Annotated in this window: 11 protein-coding genes; 6 read left to right on the forward strand and 5 right to left on the reverse strand. The window is 65.2% G+C overall.

All coding sequences use genetic code 11. The features are described 5' to 3' along the window. Nucleotides 1–48 precede the first annotated feature (48 nt). Complete coding sequence (locus tag KF907_RS08530; RefSeq protein ID WP_291219749.1) at nt 49–1,038, forward strand: fumarylacetoacetate hydrolase family protein; 990 nt, start codon at nt 49–51, stop codon at nt 1,036–1,038. 30 nt (nt 1,039–1,068) lie between these two features. Further along, the gene (gene maiA, locus KF907_RS08535; protein WP_291219751.1) at nt 1,069–1,743 is read left to right on the forward strand and encodes a maleylacetoacetate isomerase; all 675 of its coding nucleotides are present in this window, start codon (nt 1,069–1,071) and stop codon (nt 1,741–1,743) included. On the opposite strand, the gene KF907_RS08540 is transcribed toward maiA, so the two are convergent. The 4 genes from KF907_RS08540 to KF907_RS08555 all read right to left on the reverse strand — a co-directional run bounded on the left by KF907_RS08540 (nt 1,728) and on the right by KF907_RS08555 (nt 7,663). Continuing rightward, nucleotides 1,728–2,156 (reverse strand): CBS domain-containing protein, encoded by a 429-nt coding sequence (locus KF907_RS08540; RefSeq protein WP_291219753.1) that lies wholly within the window; start codon nt 2,154–2,156, stop codon nt 1,728–1,730. The genes maiA and KF907_RS08540 overlap by 16 nt on opposite strands. Nucleotides 2,157–2,317: 161 nt before the next feature. Continuing rightward, a complete protein-coding gene (locus tag KF907_RS08545; RefSeq protein WP_291219755.1) occupies nt 2,318–3,247 on the reverse strand; it encodes a glycosyltransferase family 2 protein in 930 nt (309 codons plus the stop codon). Nucleotides 3,248–3,337: 90 nt separating this feature from the next. After that, complete coding sequence (gene mtgA / locus KF907_RS08550; protein ID WP_291219756.1) at nt 3,338–4,093, reverse strand: monofunctional biosynthetic peptidoglycan transglycosylase; 756 nt, start codon at nt 4,091–4,093, stop codon at nt 3,338–3,340. A gap of 33 nt (nt 4,094–4,126) precedes the next feature. Beyond that, on the reverse strand, nt 4,127–7,663 hold the full coding sequence (locus tag KF907_RS08555) for a S8 family serine peptidase (protein WP_291219757.1): 3,537 nt from the start codon (nt 7,661–7,663) through the stop codon (nt 4,127–4,129). A 219-nt stretch (nt 7,664–7,882) separates the two neighbouring features. Here KF907_RS08555 and hslO point away from each other — a divergent pair, with 219 nt between their 5' ends. The 4 genes from hslO to KF907_RS08575 all read left to right on the forward strand — a co-directional run bounded on the left by hslO (nt 7,883) and on the right by KF907_RS08575 (nt 15,269). Beyond that, entirely contained in the window at nt 7,883–8,770 is an 888-nt protein-coding gene (gene hslO / locus KF907_RS08560; protein WP_291219758.1) for an Hsp33 family molecular chaperone HslO, read from the forward strand. A 223-nt stretch (nt 8,771–8,993) separates the two neighbouring features. Then, nucleotides 8,994–10,022: a hypothetical protein gene (locus KF907_RS08565; protein WP_291219759.1), complete on the forward strand. Its 1,029-nt coding sequence runs from the start codon at nt 8,994–8,996 to the stop codon at nt 10,020–10,022. A 389-nt stretch (nt 10,023–10,411) separates the two neighbouring features. Further along, nucleotides 10,412–13,294 carry a TonB-dependent receptor domain-containing protein gene (locus tag KF907_RS08570; RefSeq protein WP_291219760.1) on the forward strand — a complete coding sequence of 961 codons (2,883 nt, stop codon included), beginning with the start codon at nt 10,412–10,414 and terminating at the stop codon, nt 13,292–13,294. Nucleotides 13,295–13,457: 163 nt separating this feature from the next. Continuing rightward, on the forward strand, nt 13,458–15,269 hold the full coding sequence (locus KF907_RS08575; protein WP_291219761.1) for a tetratricopeptide repeat-containing sulfotransferase family protein: 1,812 nt from the start codon (nt 13,458–13,460) through the stop codon (nt 15,267–15,269). A gap of 5 nt (nt 15,270–15,274) precedes the next feature. Here KF907_RS08575 and KF907_RS08580 read toward each other — a convergent pair whose 3' ends face one another. Further along, the gene (locus tag KF907_RS08580; protein ID WP_291219763.1) at nt 15,275–15,919 is read right to left on the reverse strand and encodes a sulfotransferase family 2 domain-containing protein; all 645 of its coding nucleotides are present in this window, start codon (nt 15,917–15,919) and stop codon (nt 15,275–15,277) included. Nucleotides 15,920–15,963 lie beyond the last annotated feature (44 nt).

Consider the following 15,963-nt stretch of genomic DNA (forward strand, 5'->3'; position numbering starts at 1 on the left):
TGCCCTGATCCGCGATCATGTACCGATCCCAGGCGGAGACTGCATGGCATGAAACTCGGTTCCTTGAAGGAGGGCGGCCGTGACGGCACGCTCATCGTGGTCAGCCGTGACCTTGCCCGCGCCGTGCGCGCGGGCGGCATCGCGCCGACGCTGCAGGCAGCGCTCGACGACTGGTCGAACACCGCGCCGCGCTTGAACGCGCTGTCGGAAACGCTGAACGCCGGCAAGGCCGATGGCGCGTTCGCGCTCGACATGGCTGCGCTCGCCGCACCGCTGCCGCGCGCCTACGAATTCGTCGACGGCAGCGCCTACCTGCCGCACGTCGAGCGGGTGCGCCGCGCCCGGGGTGCCGAGGTGCCGGAGAGCTTCTACGTCGATCCGTTGATGTACCAGGCGACCAGCGCCGGCTTCCTCGGGCCACGCGATCCAATCCTGGCCGCCAGCGAGGACTGGGGCATCGATCTCGAGGCCGAGGTCGTCGTCGTCACCGACGACGTGCCGATGGGCAGCGATGCCGCGCGCGCAGCCGGGCACATCCAACTCGTCGGGCTGGTCAACGACGTGTCGCTGCGTGGCCTGATCCCTGCCGAGCTGGCCAAGGGCTTCGGCTTCCTGCAGTCCAAGCCACGTTCCGCCCTGTCGCCGGTCCTGGTCACACCGGACGAACTCGGCGAGGCCTGGCGCGAGGCCAAGCTGCACCTGCCGATGCGCACCTGGATCAATGACCGATGGTTCGGCGAGGCCGAGGCCGGTGTCGACATGCAGTTCAGTTTCGCCGAGCTGATCGCCCATGCTGCGAAAACCCGCCCCCTGACTGCCGGCACGATCGTCGGATCAGGTACGATCGCCAACGAGGATACGACCAAGGGGGCTTCGTGCCTGGCCGAGCAGCGGACCGTGGAAACGCTGCGCGATGGCAAGCCCTCGACGCCGTTCCTGCGCTTCGGTGACCGCGTGCGCATTGATGTGACCGATGCGTGCGGCCGCTCAATCTTCGGTGCGATCGACCAGATCATCAACGCGTACACGCCGGGTTGAACCCCGCGCGAACGCGATGGGGGAGGGGGAATGGCAACGTCGTTGAAGCTCTACAGCTACTGGCGTTCGAGTGCGGCCTGGCGCGTGCGCATTGCGCTCAATCTCAAGCAACTGGCGTACGAGATCATTCCGGTGCATCTGGTCGCCAATGGCGGCGAGCAGCACGCCCTGGAATACCGCGAGGTCAATCCGCAGCGGTTCGTGCCGACCCTGCTCGACGGTGCGCGCGTGTTCCGCCAGTCGCTGGCGATCATCGAGTACCTCGACGAGGTTCATGCTGGCACCATGAGCCTGTTGCCGTCGACGGCGCGTGACCGTGCCCGGGTGCGGGCGATCGCGCAGGTCGTCGCCTGTGACATCCATCCGCTCAACAATCTGCGCGTGATGCAGTTCCTCGAACGCGAATTCGCCACGCCGCAGGTCGAGCGTGACCGCTGGACGCGGCATTGGATCGTCGAGGGTTTCCGCGCCGTCGAGGCGCTGCTGTCGGAAAGCGCCTCCACCGGTCTCTACTGCGATGGTGATGTGCCGACGCTGGCCGACGTCTGCCTCGTGCCGCAGGTCTACAACGCGCGCCGCTTCGGCGTCGACATGAGTGAGTTCCCGATCATCGAGCGCATCGACCAGCAGTGCCTGGGGCTCGCCGCCTTCGACGCGGCGCGACCCGAGAACCAGCCCGATGCGCCGGCTCAACCGGCGATGTAGCGCTGCAGTTGTTCGATCTGCTCGGTCTGTTCGCTGATGACCGCCTTGACCAGGTCGCCGATCGACAGAACACCGCCCACACGGTCCGCATCGACCACCGGCAGGTGACGCACGCGACGCTCGGTGCACAGGCGCATGCAGTGGTCGACGCTGTCCTCCGGACTCACCGTGACGACCTCGGTGGTCATGATTTCTGCGATCGGCGTGGCCGACGACGAGCGTCCCTTGAGCACGACCTTGCGTGCGTAGTCGCGTTCGGAAACGATGCCGGCGAGGCGCTGGCCATCCATGACGATCAAGGCGCCGACGTGGTGCTCCGCCATCATGCGGATGGCATCGATGACTGGCGCCGCCGGCGACACCGAGTGGACGACGGAACCCTTGTCGGCGAGTAGATGCTTGACCTGGCGCATGGCGACCTCCACGACTGGGCGGCACCGGCAGGCGATGCCGAAGGGGTGAGTGTAGTAGGAAACGCTCCGCCTACAAGGTCGGGTATCTCCGTGGGAGCCCCTTCAGGGGCGATGCTTTCGTTACCCGGCACATTGGAAAAGCATTGCCCCTGAAGGGACTCCTACCGCGGTGGCCGGTACTCATCGACGAGGTAAAGGGGGCGCTGCTTCGCTTCGAGGTAGAGCCGGCCGAGGTACTCGCCGATCACGCCCAGCGCAATGAGCTGTACGCCGCCGAGGAACAGCATCGTCACCATGATGGTCGGATAGCCTTGTACCGCGTCTCCGAACAGCAGGGCCTTGATGGCGATCCACAACCCGAACACGAAGGCGAACGCGGCGACACCCAGGCCGAGGTAGGTGGCCAGCTTGAGCGGCGCACCGGAGAACGAGGTGATCCCCTCGATGGCGAAGTTCCACAGCCTCCAGTAATTCCACTTCGTGGTGCCGGCGAAGCGCGGGTCGCGCGCATAGACGACGGCCTTCTGGCGGTAACCGACCCAGGCGAACAGGCCCTTCATGAAACGCTGGCGCTCGCGCACCTGCTTCAACGCGTCGAGCGCGCGCTTCGACAGCAGGCGGAAGTCACCGGTATCGCGCGGAACCGGGGTATCGCTGAGGCGACCCATGACCTTGTAGAACGCGGTTGCGGTCAATTTCTTGAGGTGCGTCTCGCCGGCACGCGAGGCGCGCGTGCCGTAGACCACGTCGAAACCCTCCCGCCAGTGCCGCACGAACTCGGTGATCAGTTCGGGCGGATCCTGCAGGTCGGCATCGATGATCACCACGGCATCGGCGTCGGCATGGTCGAGGCCTGCGGTCAGCGCCAGCTCCTTGCCGAAGTTGCGCGACAGGCGCAGGGTCGCAACGCGCGGATCGGCAGCGGCGAGCTCACACATGATCGGCCAGGTATCGTCGCGGCTGCCGTCGTCGACGTACAGCACCGAACAGGAGAGATCGAGGCGATCGAATACCGTGGCGAGTCGCGCATGGAACGCATGCAGGCTTTCGCTCTCGTTGTAGGCAGGGACGACGACGGTCAGGTGCTGCATGACGATCGGATTGGTGGTGGTGGCGGGATGCTAACCGATGCGGATGGCCTTGCATCGCGGGATGCCCGGTAGGAGCCGCTGAAGGGGCTCCTACGGGAGGGCGAGATAGGCCGGGCCGCCGAGCTGGCGGACCTGACGCTGGACCCACGCGGCGCGGCGCTCGACATGGGCCGAGGGAGCGTCCACGCGCAGCCGGCGTGGATTCGGCAGTACCGCAGCCAGCAGGGCGGCCTGGCGCGCGTCGAGCGCTTCGGGTCCGCGCTTGAAATATCGCTCGCCGGCGGCGCCGACGCCGTAGACGCCGTCGCCGAACTCGGCGATGTTGAGATAGACCTCGAGGATGCGCCGCTTCGGCCACAGCACTTCGATGAGGACGGTGAAATACGCTTCGAGTCCCTTGCGTACGAAGCTGCGTCCACTCCACAGGAACAGGTTCTTGGCGACCTGCTGGCTGATCGTGCTCGCGCCGCGCAGGCGTTCGCCTTCGCCGGCTTCGGCCATGGCTGCCTGGATGGCGTCGATGTCGAAACCGCGGTGGTGCGGAAACTTCTGGTCCTCGGCGGCAACCATCGCGATCGGCAGTTCGACGGACATGTGCTCGATCGGCGTCCAGCGGTAGTGCAGGCGAAAGTCGCGCTCGCCGGCCAGCATCGCCTCGAGCGTCCGCCCGAGCATGAAGGCCGAGGTCGGCGGCGGCACGAACCGCAGGATCAGGACCAGCAGCACGCTGGCCGCGAGCCAGCCGAATGCTGCCAGCAGCAGCCAGCGCAGCAGGCGGCGCCGGAACGGGCGGTTGGTCGTGGCGCGCAGGAGTCGTTCCTCGAAAAAAAGCGGGCGCCGGCACATCCGCACCGGCGCCCGGGAGTCACCGCATGCGGATCACTGGCACATGTATTGATCGAAGTCGAAACCGTTGCGGAACAGGATCGACGAATCGCCGATACGTACCTCGTCGAGGAAGAAGCCCGAATAGTTCAGACCGGGGTCGGACGAAAGGCGCCAGCGGATCTTCACGTTCTGGCCGACATAGGCAGCGAGGCCGGCGGAGAAGGGCTTGAACACCGGTGTGGCGGAGCCGTTGTTCGGGTCACCGTTGGAAGCGGCCGTCGTCACGCCGCTGTAGATGCCCTTGCCGTTGGCGAAGCCGCAGGCATTGATGATGCCCGTCGAGCCGGTGTTGAACACGGTCGGGTAGTCGCCATCCGGGGGCAGGTCGGCCCAGGTGGCGCCGCCGTCGGTGGAGATCTCGGTGACCACGCCGTCCCACTGGTATTCGAGGTTGTAGCGGGCCATGAACGTGAGTTCGCCGTTGGCCGGAACGGTCAGCTCCGGCGTCTCGATGCTCGTGCACTGCATGTTGTCGTGGTTCGGCGCCGCGCCGCCCGTGTGGTAGCTGTGGCTGCCATTGGATGCGAACTGGTTGCTGATCCCCCAGCCCGGCTCGAACGTGAGGTAGGCCGTGTTCTCGACGTTGTCGAAGAACATCGAGGGATCCGGGCCTGCGGCACCGCTGGTGGTCACATTGATGACCGGCGACGGCGTGGACGAATTGCCGTAGGTGTCGGTCGCGGTGAGCCGGTAGAAATACGCGCGTCCATTGACGACGTCGGTATCCACGAAGCTGGTGCCGACCACGCCGGTGGCGATCACGCTCGGACTGCTGAAGAACGGGTTGGTCGCACGCTCGATCGAGTAGGTCGCGGCAGCGGATGCGGGGCAGGCTGGGGTTACCGCCTGCCAGCCGAGGCTCACGCTGCAACTGGCATTCGCACCTTCGCCGATGAACGCGCTGCCGGCGATCGACGGCAGCAGCGTGCAGTCGTCGGCGGAAACGACGTCGAAACAGGCTGAAACCAGGCCTTCGACGTCATTGGCGACGCCACGGACCTTGTAGGCGTAGCTGAAGCCACCCTGGGTCAGGGTGTCGACGAGCGGCGAGGCTGCGCCAGTGGCGACGAGGCGGAAGTCGCCGGCATCTGCGCTGGCGCAGGTGCCGTTCGCGCGATAGAGCTGGAAGCCCTGCGCTGCGCTGCCGGCAAAACCGATGGCGACACCGTTGCTGTCGTTCGATGCGGCGACCAGTGTGGTCGGTGCGGCGAGCGGAGTCGGGTCGGGCAGGCCGAAGTTGCCGGAAGCGACCAGCGCATAGCCTTGCCGGTCGGTACCGGCACGGCCATTGCCCGGAACCGCGAGCGCCTTGACCCGCAAGGTGTAGCCACCGGCGGTCGGTGCGATCAGGCGCACCTGCTCGACGGTGTTGCGCGCATCGGCCGTGCCGCCAGCCGAGGACACGCCGGAGGTGAACACATTGCCCTTGTAGACGATGTTGCCGGGAGCGACGACCTCGAGGTCGAGGTTGTTGATCAGGGCGACCGCGGTACCCGCGCTGGCCTCAGGGTCGAACCAGGCCAGCGTTACCCGCAGTTCGCTGCCAGCAGCGACGCTGCCGAGCGCGTACTCGTGAGCCTCGCCGGTCACCAGACCGCTTGCCTGTGTGCGCTCGAACACGCGCAGACGGCGGCTGTCGTCGCCCCCGCCCAGTGTGCTCTTGAACCACAGGTTGCCGTCGAGCCACGCCCGACCCCAGCCGCTGTCGGCATTCGGCCAGTTCGGCGCGCCGAGAGGATTCGTGCCATTGATCAGCACCGCCTTCATGACCATGCCGCTCGGGTCATAGCTGTCGTCAGCGGTACGCTCGCCGCGTGGATAGAAACCGTCGGCGAAATACTGGCGGACCAGCGCGGCATTGCCGCTCAGGGTCGGTGCGGCCATCGAGGTGCCGGTGAAGGTCGCCGTGTTCGGCTGCGTCGGCACGGCGCTGAACGCCGTGGTGCGTGCTGCTGAAACCACGCTCGTTCCCGGCGCGGCAATGTCAGGCTTGATGCGTCCGTCGGCTGCCGGTCCACGATTCGAGTAGGTTGGAACATTGGTTGCGCCGGCATGGCCGAGCGCGGCCACCGAAAGCACGTTCTTGGCGTTGCTCGGTGAACCGGTCTGGGTCGCGCCGGGTCGGTCGTTGCCGGCCGAGACGACAACCAGCAGGTCTTCGTTGCTCCATGTCACGCGATCGGCATTGACGTCGTTGCCGCTGTAGACGCCGGCGGTCGCCCCGCCCCAGCTGTTGTTGTGCACGCGCGCACCACCGGCATAGGCCTGCTCCAGGGTACCGGCGAAGTCGGTGACGTAGACCGCCGATGCACTGGTGCCGCCGATGTCCTGCATGATGAGCTGCGCATTCGGGGCCATGCCATCTGCGCTCTCGTGGTTCGGCAGTGTCGGTGTCGAGGCGACGTAGGTGTTTGCGCCGAATGTGCCGGCGGCATCGCCTAGAACCGTGCCCGAGGTGTGCGTGCCGTGACCCGAGGTGTAGTCGTAATCGACGTTATTTCCCGGCTGTCGCCAGTAGGCGACGATCTTGCGGTCCGGATAGAGATTGCCTGTCGCTGGCAGGTCCGGTGGCGGGTTGTCGGCGAGGGTGATCTCCGTCAGCGCGCCGCTGCCTTTGTCGAGGGTGGTGAACCAGGCGGCCCAGGGCGTCGTGCCGGAGTCGGCGACCGCAACGATCTGGCCGGTGCCGATGATCCCCTGCGCCCACAGCGGGGCAGGACCGCAGACCGCGCCGTTGCCGCTGCAGGCCGTGGTCGCGTTGCCCTGGAGTGCGCCGACACCACCGGCGTTAGCGGTCTCCGTCGGCACCCAAGGCTCGATCGAGGCTACGCCATCGATGGAACTCGCCGCGCCAAGCAGCGCGTCGAGTCGGCCGCGGGATACGCCGGCGTGAACGTAAGGCAAAGCATTGGCACGCACGCTGCGCTGGATGATGCGAACGTCCGGGACGAGCTTCTCGAGTGTCGCTGCAATGGCCATCGAGGATTCGCCGGCGAAGGCGCGGATGTCGACGATGTCGAGCAGTTCGTCGCCGCGCACCGCATCTTCGGGAACCTGCTGTTGCAGCTGGTCACGCTGGGTGGACCACAGGCGCGGATCGATCTTGAGTCCGGCCGCATGGAACTCGGCGGCACGCACCGCCACATTGGCCCTGACCGTATCGAGGCTGTGGCCGTTCAGGCGCACGAAGTAGGCATTGTTCGGGATGTAGCCGACGAACTCGATGCCCTGTGCCTCGAGCTTGCGACGACCGGCGTCGAGTTCGTGCGCATGGAACTGCACGATCGCATAGCGTGTGCCCGTCGCGACCGGATTGGCGGTTGCGCCGAGGTCGAGGCGCTGGCTGAGCGGGTCGTAGCTGCCCGCGCGGAACATCAGCAGGTTCGGATTCGGCAGGCCGGCCTCGATGGATTGCGGGTTGGCGATCTCGGCTGGAACGACGACGCGCGGATCGGTGGATGCGGCGCTGGTCTGGGCGAGGATCGAGGCGAGGGCGGCAACGAGCGCCTTGCGGTGCAAGAAGGACATATTCAAAGTTTCGACTCCGGGGAGCGGCGCACGATGGGCGTCCGTCGGGTGGGCGTCCTGCCGGGGTGTCCAGGCCACCGATGGATCGATGGCCGCCGGATGTTACAGCCCAAACCCGTCCGTGTGGGTGTCGGCCGACCTCCTCCGGGAGGCGGCGCAGGACTTGCGCGACCGTTGCGCAGCCACCATCTGACGCACTCCCATGCATGGATCCTTCCGATGAGCCAGGCTGACGACGCCCTGCATCGCTTCCGACTCGAGCGCGCCGGCGTGCGCGGCGGCTTGGTGCGGCTGGAATCGGCCTGGTCCGAACTGTTGGGGCAAGCCGACTATCCGCCATCGATCGCCCGCCTGCTTGGCGAGACCTTGGCCGCCAGCGCCCTGTTGTCCGGCCTGATCAAGTTCGAGGGCAGCCTGTCGATCCAGTTGCGCAGCGGGGGCGTGCCGCGTCTGCTGTTCGCCGAATGCAGCGACGACGGCGGCCTGCGCGGCATCGTGCGCTGGGAAGGCGAGGTACCTGCCACCGCAATCGACATTCGCCAGCCGTCGGCGCAGTTGGCCATCACGATCGAGAATTCGCGCACCGCGACCCGCTACCAGGGTCTCGTGGCGGTTGAGACTTCCGGGCTCGCGGGCGCGCTGGAGGGCTATTTCGCCCAGTCCGAGCAGTTGCCGACCCGGATCGTGCTGGCCCAGCATGGCGGACGCTGTGCCGGCATGATCCTGCAGCCGTTGGCCGGTGAAGGCGGCAGCACGGCGCTGGGTGATGCCGATGCCTGGGATCGCGTCGGCCATCTGCTGGCCACGCTTGGTACGGACGAACTCCTTCATTTGCCAGTGGAGACCCTGTTGTTTCGCCTGTTCCACGAGGAGCAGGTGCGCCTCGAACCCGGCCGGCCGTTGCGATTCGCTTGCAGTTGTTCGACTGAGCGCGTGTCCGCCATGCTGCGTGCGCTCGGTCGCGTGGAATGTGAGGCGGCGCTCGACGCGGACGGTGCCATGGGCATCACCTGCGAATTCTGCAATCGTCAGTACAGGCTCGACCGTGTCGATCTCGGGCTGGTCTTCGCCGACTCCGTTGCCCCGGCTCCGGCCAGGCCTCAATAGGAGAGCCCCTTCAGCAAGGGGATCGATGAGGGGCGTCCCGAAACAGGCTGCGGGGGCGGCATGCGTGACAAGCCGGATCAGGTTCGCCGGGAATGTGAGCATTTCGTTGTCGGCCGCTCGCGGATGCGCGTATGATCCCGGCCCAGGTGTCTTTGCGATGGGGCGGGAACTCGCTCCGGCAACGCCAGTCACAGCACCGCTGCAGGATGGGAATCCAGATACCGTGTTCGTTCGCTTCGCCGCCACGCTCGCCTGCTTCAGCCCGCTGCTCGCCGCAGCGCAGGCGCCGTTGCCCGTGCTCGCGAACGAAGAGCATCCAGTTTCATTCGAGGGACTGATCGCACCGGGGACATCGAGCGCCCCCGGCAGTTCGTCCCAGGTCGTGCCGTTGTGGGCCAGCGATGACGGGCGCCTGCTGGCCATCGCCAGCCTCGCGCCGCATTCGGGTGCGCCGGCGTTGCCGCCGGCACCTGCATTCGGCGGCCTGTCGGATTTGCGCATCATCGACGCGACGGCCCTGTTCTCGACCGGATTGCGCTGGAATCCCGGCCATGGCCTGCGTACCGACCTCCTGATCGGCGTTACCCCTGTCCTGTCGTCGCCTCTGGCTCGACTGCTCGACTGCTCGGCTGCCGAATGTCTGTGGTCGTCGTCGCAGCCGTCCACGCAGGCGCTCGGGGCCTCGCTCGGTGCCGGCTGGACCTCTTCTGGTGCGAGCCCGGTCGATTTTTCCTTCGGCCTTTCGTGGCTGGAAACCGGTGAGCCGTCGGCCGTCATGGCTGCGACCGATCCGCTGGCTGCGAGGATGGCTTTGCTGACCCTGGATGGCGGCATGCCCTGGCGCCTCGATTCATCGCTGATGCTGTCGGCGCGCGGCAGTTGGCGTCTCGCGCAGGGCCCGCGCCTCGACCTCACCGCCGGAGTCGGTCGCGCCGACGCCGTGCCGCTTTGGTACGGCGTGCCGGGGGGCGGCATCGAGTTGAACCAGATGAGTCTCGGGCTGGGCGTTGCCGCGGGTTCGATCCGCGGCAGCATCGTCGGTCACGTCATCAGCGCCGATGATCCAGCCATTGCCGGCGCGCGTCGCTGGAGCGGCATCGATCTGGGCGTCTCCTGGCGCACACCGTGGCGTGCCGAACTCAGCGTCGGCGCACAGAACCTGTGGTCGTTGCCGCTCGATCACGGCAATGCACGCGAAGCCGATTCGAATCAGGCACGCATGCCTTACGTGCAATACCGCCAGGACTTGTAAGGCCTCCTGCTCCGTGTCGCACGGCCGTCACTGCAGCTTTTCTCCCGCTGTGTCGCCATGCCGTCTCGATCTGTTCGGCGCAGTCCGATGGCGCGTCGCTGCTGCTTGGGAGCAGGCCGCGATCGTAACGTCGCGTGTTGTGCAGCGGCACAAGCGCGCCCTGAGGATGTTCTGATGAATCCCATGACGCCATTGCGGGATTGATCACGGCACCCCCAAGGTTCGGTGCTCCCTCCGCTGTGAGAAAGTTGTTAGTATCGGCCGGACATTCGAAGACCCGTCAAGACTGAACAAGGATCAGCGAGAACGCAGGCAGTGATGCCGCCCCCCCCCCTTGGCCGCGCTGCGCGTGGTCCCCGAGAACCAAACTCGAACGTTGGAGAGCGTTGATGAGTATGAAGAACAATGAATTGCTGAAGGCCGTGAGGCTCTCGTTGTACGCCGGTGCCACGGCCGCCGTGGGTCTGACTTCCCTCCCGGTTTTTGCGCAGGGCGGGGAGTCAGGCACAGACAAGCTGGAGACCATTGTCGTCACTGGCTCGCGCATCCGTCGCGTGGACATCGAGAGCGCCAGCCCGGTGTTCAGTATCGAGAAGGCCGACATCGAAAAGAGCGGCAAGCTCACAGTTGGCGACCTCATCCAGGAATCCCCGTCGATCGCCGGCGCGGCGACCAACCCGTCGGTCAACAACGGTGGTGGTGACGGCGCTTCGACCATTTCCCTGCGCGGCCTTGGTTCGCAGCGCACCCTGCTCCTCGTCAACGGCCGTCGCCTGGCCTATGCCGATGTCAACTCGATTCCGCTCAATCTGATCGAACGCATCGACATCCTCAAGGATGGCGCTTCGGCGATCTACGGCTCCGATGCGGTTGGCGGTGTGGTCAACTTCGTCCTGCGCAAGGACTATCACGGCATCGAGGCCGCCGTCGACTACGGCATCTCCGATCGCGACGACGGCGAACGCAAGGGCTTCACGATGACCATCGGTCACACCACTGACCGTGGCGGCATCATCGTTGGTGCAAACTACAACAAGACCGAACCGGTCTGGGCGGGCGATCGCGATTTCTCATCGCCGCCGCTGTACAACTATTTCGGCACGATCTACGTGCTCGGCTCAGGCTCGATCCCGGGCGGCCGCTTCGTCATCCCGCGCGCAACGGCCGTCGCCAATGGCATCAACTGTCCGGGTACCAGCGCCACCGTCAGCGTGGTGCCGATCAACGGCTCCTACGGCGCATCGGCGTCGGATTACCGCTGCTACGTCGGTGGTGGTGCGAACAACGACACCTACGACTACTCGCCGTACAACCTTGAGCTGACCCCGCAGGAACGCGGCGGCCTGTTCGTGACCGGCAACTACCGCATCACCGACAACGTCGAGGCCTATGTCGAGGCGTTCTCGAACAAGACGCGCTCGCGCTACATCATCGCGCCGCTGCCGCTGATCCTCTCCCAGCTTGGCGGTCCGATTTCTGGCCAGAGCGTGTACAACCCCTTCGGTGTCGACATCACCAGCGGCGGCCTGCGCGACGTTACCGGCGGCAACCGCGAAGGCATGTTCGAAACCCAGGCCGACCAGATCAATGCCGGCTTGCGCGGTGGTTTCGGCGACACCTGGCAGTGGGATGCGGGCATTACATGGGCACGCACCTCGCAGGATACGGCGAATACCGGCTACTACTATCTGCCGGGTCTCGCTCCGGCCCTCGGCCCGTCGTTCATCCAGGACGGCGTCGCCTACTGCGGCACCCCGGGCAATATCATTGCCAACTGCACGCCGATCAATATCTTCAACCTCGACCCGTCGACGCCGGCCGGTGCAATCGGTCGCGCGGCACTCGATCAGCTTGCAGTCACCGTGCGCGGACATTCGTACACGTCGCTGAAAACCGCACAGTTCAACCTGACCGGCGACCTGTTCGAGCTTCCCGCCGGTGCGGTCGGCGTTGCCGTTGGCGGCGAGTACCGCAAGCTCTATGCCTACGACCAGCCGGACTTCGTTTCGACGATCACCAATCCGGAAGAGGGTACCTGCCTGACCTTCACTGACGCCTGCGCCTCGCCGGCCAAGGGTGAGCTCAGCGTGCGAGAGTTCTATGCCGAGTTGCTCGTCCCGGTTCTGCGTGATTTGCCGTTCGCCAAGTCCCTCAATGTGACGCTCGGATCGCGCTACTCCGATTATTCCGCCTTCGGCAGCACGACGAACTCGAAGATCGGCATCGAGTGGCGTCCGATGGACGACCTGATGCTGCGCGGCACGATCGCAGAGGTGTTCCGCTCGCCGACGCTGGGCGACCTGTATGGCGGCACCACCCCGAGCGCGGATACGTATGTCGATCCTTGCCGCAACCTGACCGCCAACGATCCGCGTCTGTCCAACCCGGCTTGCGCCGGCCTGAGCCCGGGCTTCACGCAGACCACGCAGCAGACGCAGGCGCTGTATGGCTCGAACCCGCTGGTCAAGCCGGAAGTCGGCAAGACCTTCACTTGGGGTGTGGTCTACGACCCGAGCTGGCTGCCGGGCCTGTCGACCTCGGTCGATGTCTGGAAGGTCGCGCTGAAGGATACGATCGGCGAGATCGGCACCCAAGTCATCATCGACCAGTGCTTCCAGTTCGGCCGTTTCTGCAACCTGTTCACTCGTGATACGCAGACCGGCGGCACCGGCGACATCAACTTCGTGAACAACCTGACCCAGAACATCGGTCGCGTCGACACGAGGGGCGTCGACTTCAGCGTCAAGTACCGTCTGCCGGATACTCCGATCGGCAATTTCCGCGTCTCGCTCGATACGACCTACGTGGCGCAGTATGACGTCGAAGTGCTGGCCGGCGACATCACCACGCGCTACCACCGTGCGGGTACGTACACGTCTTCCGCCACGGGTGGCGACGGCAATTACTCGCGTTGGCGTGCCCTTGGTGCGTTGAGCTGGAGCCTTGGCGACTTCGACGCAAGCTGGCGTGCACGTTTCGTCGGTCCCGCCCGCTTCGGTGACTACGCCGTTGCCGGTGATGGCTCCAACGTGGTGGCCCCGAGCGGTGATCCGGCCGACAACTCGTACCGCATCGGTTCGTCAACCGTCCACAGCCTGACGTTCGGCTACAACGCGGATGTGATCAATACGCGCTTCGATATTGGTGTGGACAACGTGTTCGACAAGCAGCCACCGATGCTGTGGAACTACGGCTTCAACGGCAACACGGACGAGCGCACCTACGACGTCGTGGGTCGCTACTACTGGGCGCGCGTGGGCGTGAAGTTCTAAGCCGACGCTGTATCGCTCCATCCAAGGCCGCGCGGCGCAAGCCGCGCGGTTTTTTTTGCCCGCATCATTGCGATTTGCGAACTCCCGTGCAGTGGCTCATGGTGCTTGTGGCCGATGGTGGGGCGCGTGATACTCGTGCTCCCTCACGCTCCACGGATATCCGATGTTCGAAGCGGCGTACCAGGCATTGCAAAGTGGTCGAGCCGCCGATGCGGAATCGATCAGCCGCCAGTGGCTGAAAAGCGATCCCGGTGGGGAGACACCGCTCCTGTTGCTGGCGCTGAGCATCGAGGCTCAGGGGCGTCCGCGCGAGGCATTGCCGATATTCGAGCAACTCGCCATGCGTCATCCCGGGACGACGGCTCACTGGATCAATCTCGGCAGCGTGCGTCGAGCCCTTGCCGACTCCAAAGGGGCACGCGAGGCATACGAACGTGCTCTGGAGATCGACCCGCATGAGGCCAACGCCTTGCTCAACCTCGGGCTGCTTGCGCTCGACGCTGGTCAATTCCAGGCCGCGCGCGAAGCACTGCGGAGGGCGGTGCAGGCGGCACCGCTCGACGCGTCGATCCGATCAGAGGCCGCCAATGCCGAGTTCGCCAATGGCAATGCGAGCGCGGCGGAATCCCTGCTTGAGGGGTGGGAGCAATGGGCGGCCTCCGATCCATTGTCGCTCGGAAACATCGGCTGGCAGTTCGCCAAGCTGGGACAGGCCGATGATGCGCAGCGCGCCATCGACCTTGCCGCCCGCATGCTTCCGGGACATCCCAAGATTCAGGTGCGCAGGGCTGCATTTCTTGAGCGTGCCAACCGTGTCGACGAAGCTCGTGAGCAACTGGCGCGGATCGATCCTTCGGCAGCCTCACGCGAGGCTGTCACCGAGGACGTGAGAATCGTTCGCGCCCACATCGCCGCGCGCGGAAGCGACCTCGATCTCGCCCTGCGTCTGCATGAGGAGATCGTTTTCGATCCGGTCGCCGCGCGGCGAAATCCCGAACTGCTCACCGCAATCGGTCGCCTGCACGACAAGCGCGGAGACACTGCGGCAGCGATGGACTGGTTCCAGCGCGCCCATGCGACGCAGCTCGACGAGCTTCGCGAGCGTTCGCCGAAATGGCTCGAAGCGGGTGCTGATCCGCTAGACATTACGCGTTTCCGCATCAGTGCCGATGAGCGGGCGGCATGGACGGTCTTGCCCGAACCATCCGTCGAGGAATCACCCATCTTCGTCGTCGGCTTCCCGCGTTCGGGTACGACGATGCTGGAAACGATGCTCGATGCGCATCCGGCGCTGGCGGGCATGGATGAACGTGCCTTCCTCCAGGACGTCATTGACGATTTGCGTGCAATGCGCATGACCTATCCCGAGGACATCGCGCGACTCGACGCAGAGCAGGCTGAGCGGCTGCGCTCACGCTACTGGGACCTCGTACGCAGGCGCGCGCGAATACCACCAGGCAAGCGGCTCGTCGACAAGAATCCGCTCAATATCCTGCGCCTACCGCTGATTTCCCGTCTGTTTCCGCGAGCGAAAATCATTCTCGCCCTCCGACACCCCTGCGATGTCGTGCTCAGCAACTTCATGCAAACGTTCCGCACGCCTGCCTACGTCGCACTGACCTCGACTCTCGCGTCGACCGCCAGAGGATATGCTGACACATTCGATTTCTGGGTCGATCAGGCGGCCGTGCTGAAACCGGATGTTGTCGATCTCCGCTACGAAGACGTCGTCGACGATATCGAAGCACAGTCACGACGCATCACCGACTTCCTCGGGATGCCGTGGGACGAGCGCATGATCAACTTCCATGAGCGTGCCAAGGAGAGGGGCTACATCGCCACTCCGAGTTACCACCAGGTGATCGAGCCGGTGAACCGCAAGGGGGTCGCGCGCTGGGAGCGCTACCGGAACTATCTTGATCCGGTAATCCCGGTATTGCGGCCGCATATCGAGCGTTGGGGATACACCGTCTGACCTGGTCAGCGTGTATCGGCGTGGCCATCTGCGTCGTAGCCGAGCAACTCGAAATCGCGCGCATACATGCGCGCAACAAGCGAGCGCAACTCGTCGTCGTAGTATTCCATGTACGGACGATGGCGCGAAGCGTTGACCTGCTCGAGTTTCGTCGACGGGATGCCGATGTGGCCGCATATGCGGTCATAGTCGGCTTGCATGTTCTCGACCCTGCCGAGCATGTCCATCGCGACCCTGCCAGCTGCATCGACGAGCATTTCGTGTTGGGGGCGGAACAGCACGTGCTGCCACGGCGGTGCATCCCGGACGATGTGGCGCATGAACGCCTGCGGTGCCACCTCGAAACTCCCGGTCTGGCGGCTCATGAACGCGCAGTAGGAAACGAACCGATCGAAAGGGTTCCGCACGAAGGCGAATTTGAAGTAGTTGTCGAATGTTTCCGCGCCGAGCACAGGATGTACCTGGCGCACGCTGAGATGGCCATGCCCGATGGCGTTGAGCTCCGGGAATGGAAATCGCTTCTGAACGAACAGGCCAACCTGTTCGAGATCATCCTCGGCAAGGTGCGGACGCAAGGCGCGGCGTACCGAGTGCGTGCCTGTTTTGGGCACTGCGAAGAAGATGAAGCGACGGTGCCTGGAAATGATCATGGGCAGAAGCGTGGCGGGATCACGCCCGACATTGTCGCATTGCC

It is taken from the genome of Dokdonella sp., assembly GCF_019634775.1.
GTDB lineage: Bacteria > Pseudomonadota > Gammaproteobacteria > Xanthomonadales > Rhodanobacteraceae > Dokdonella.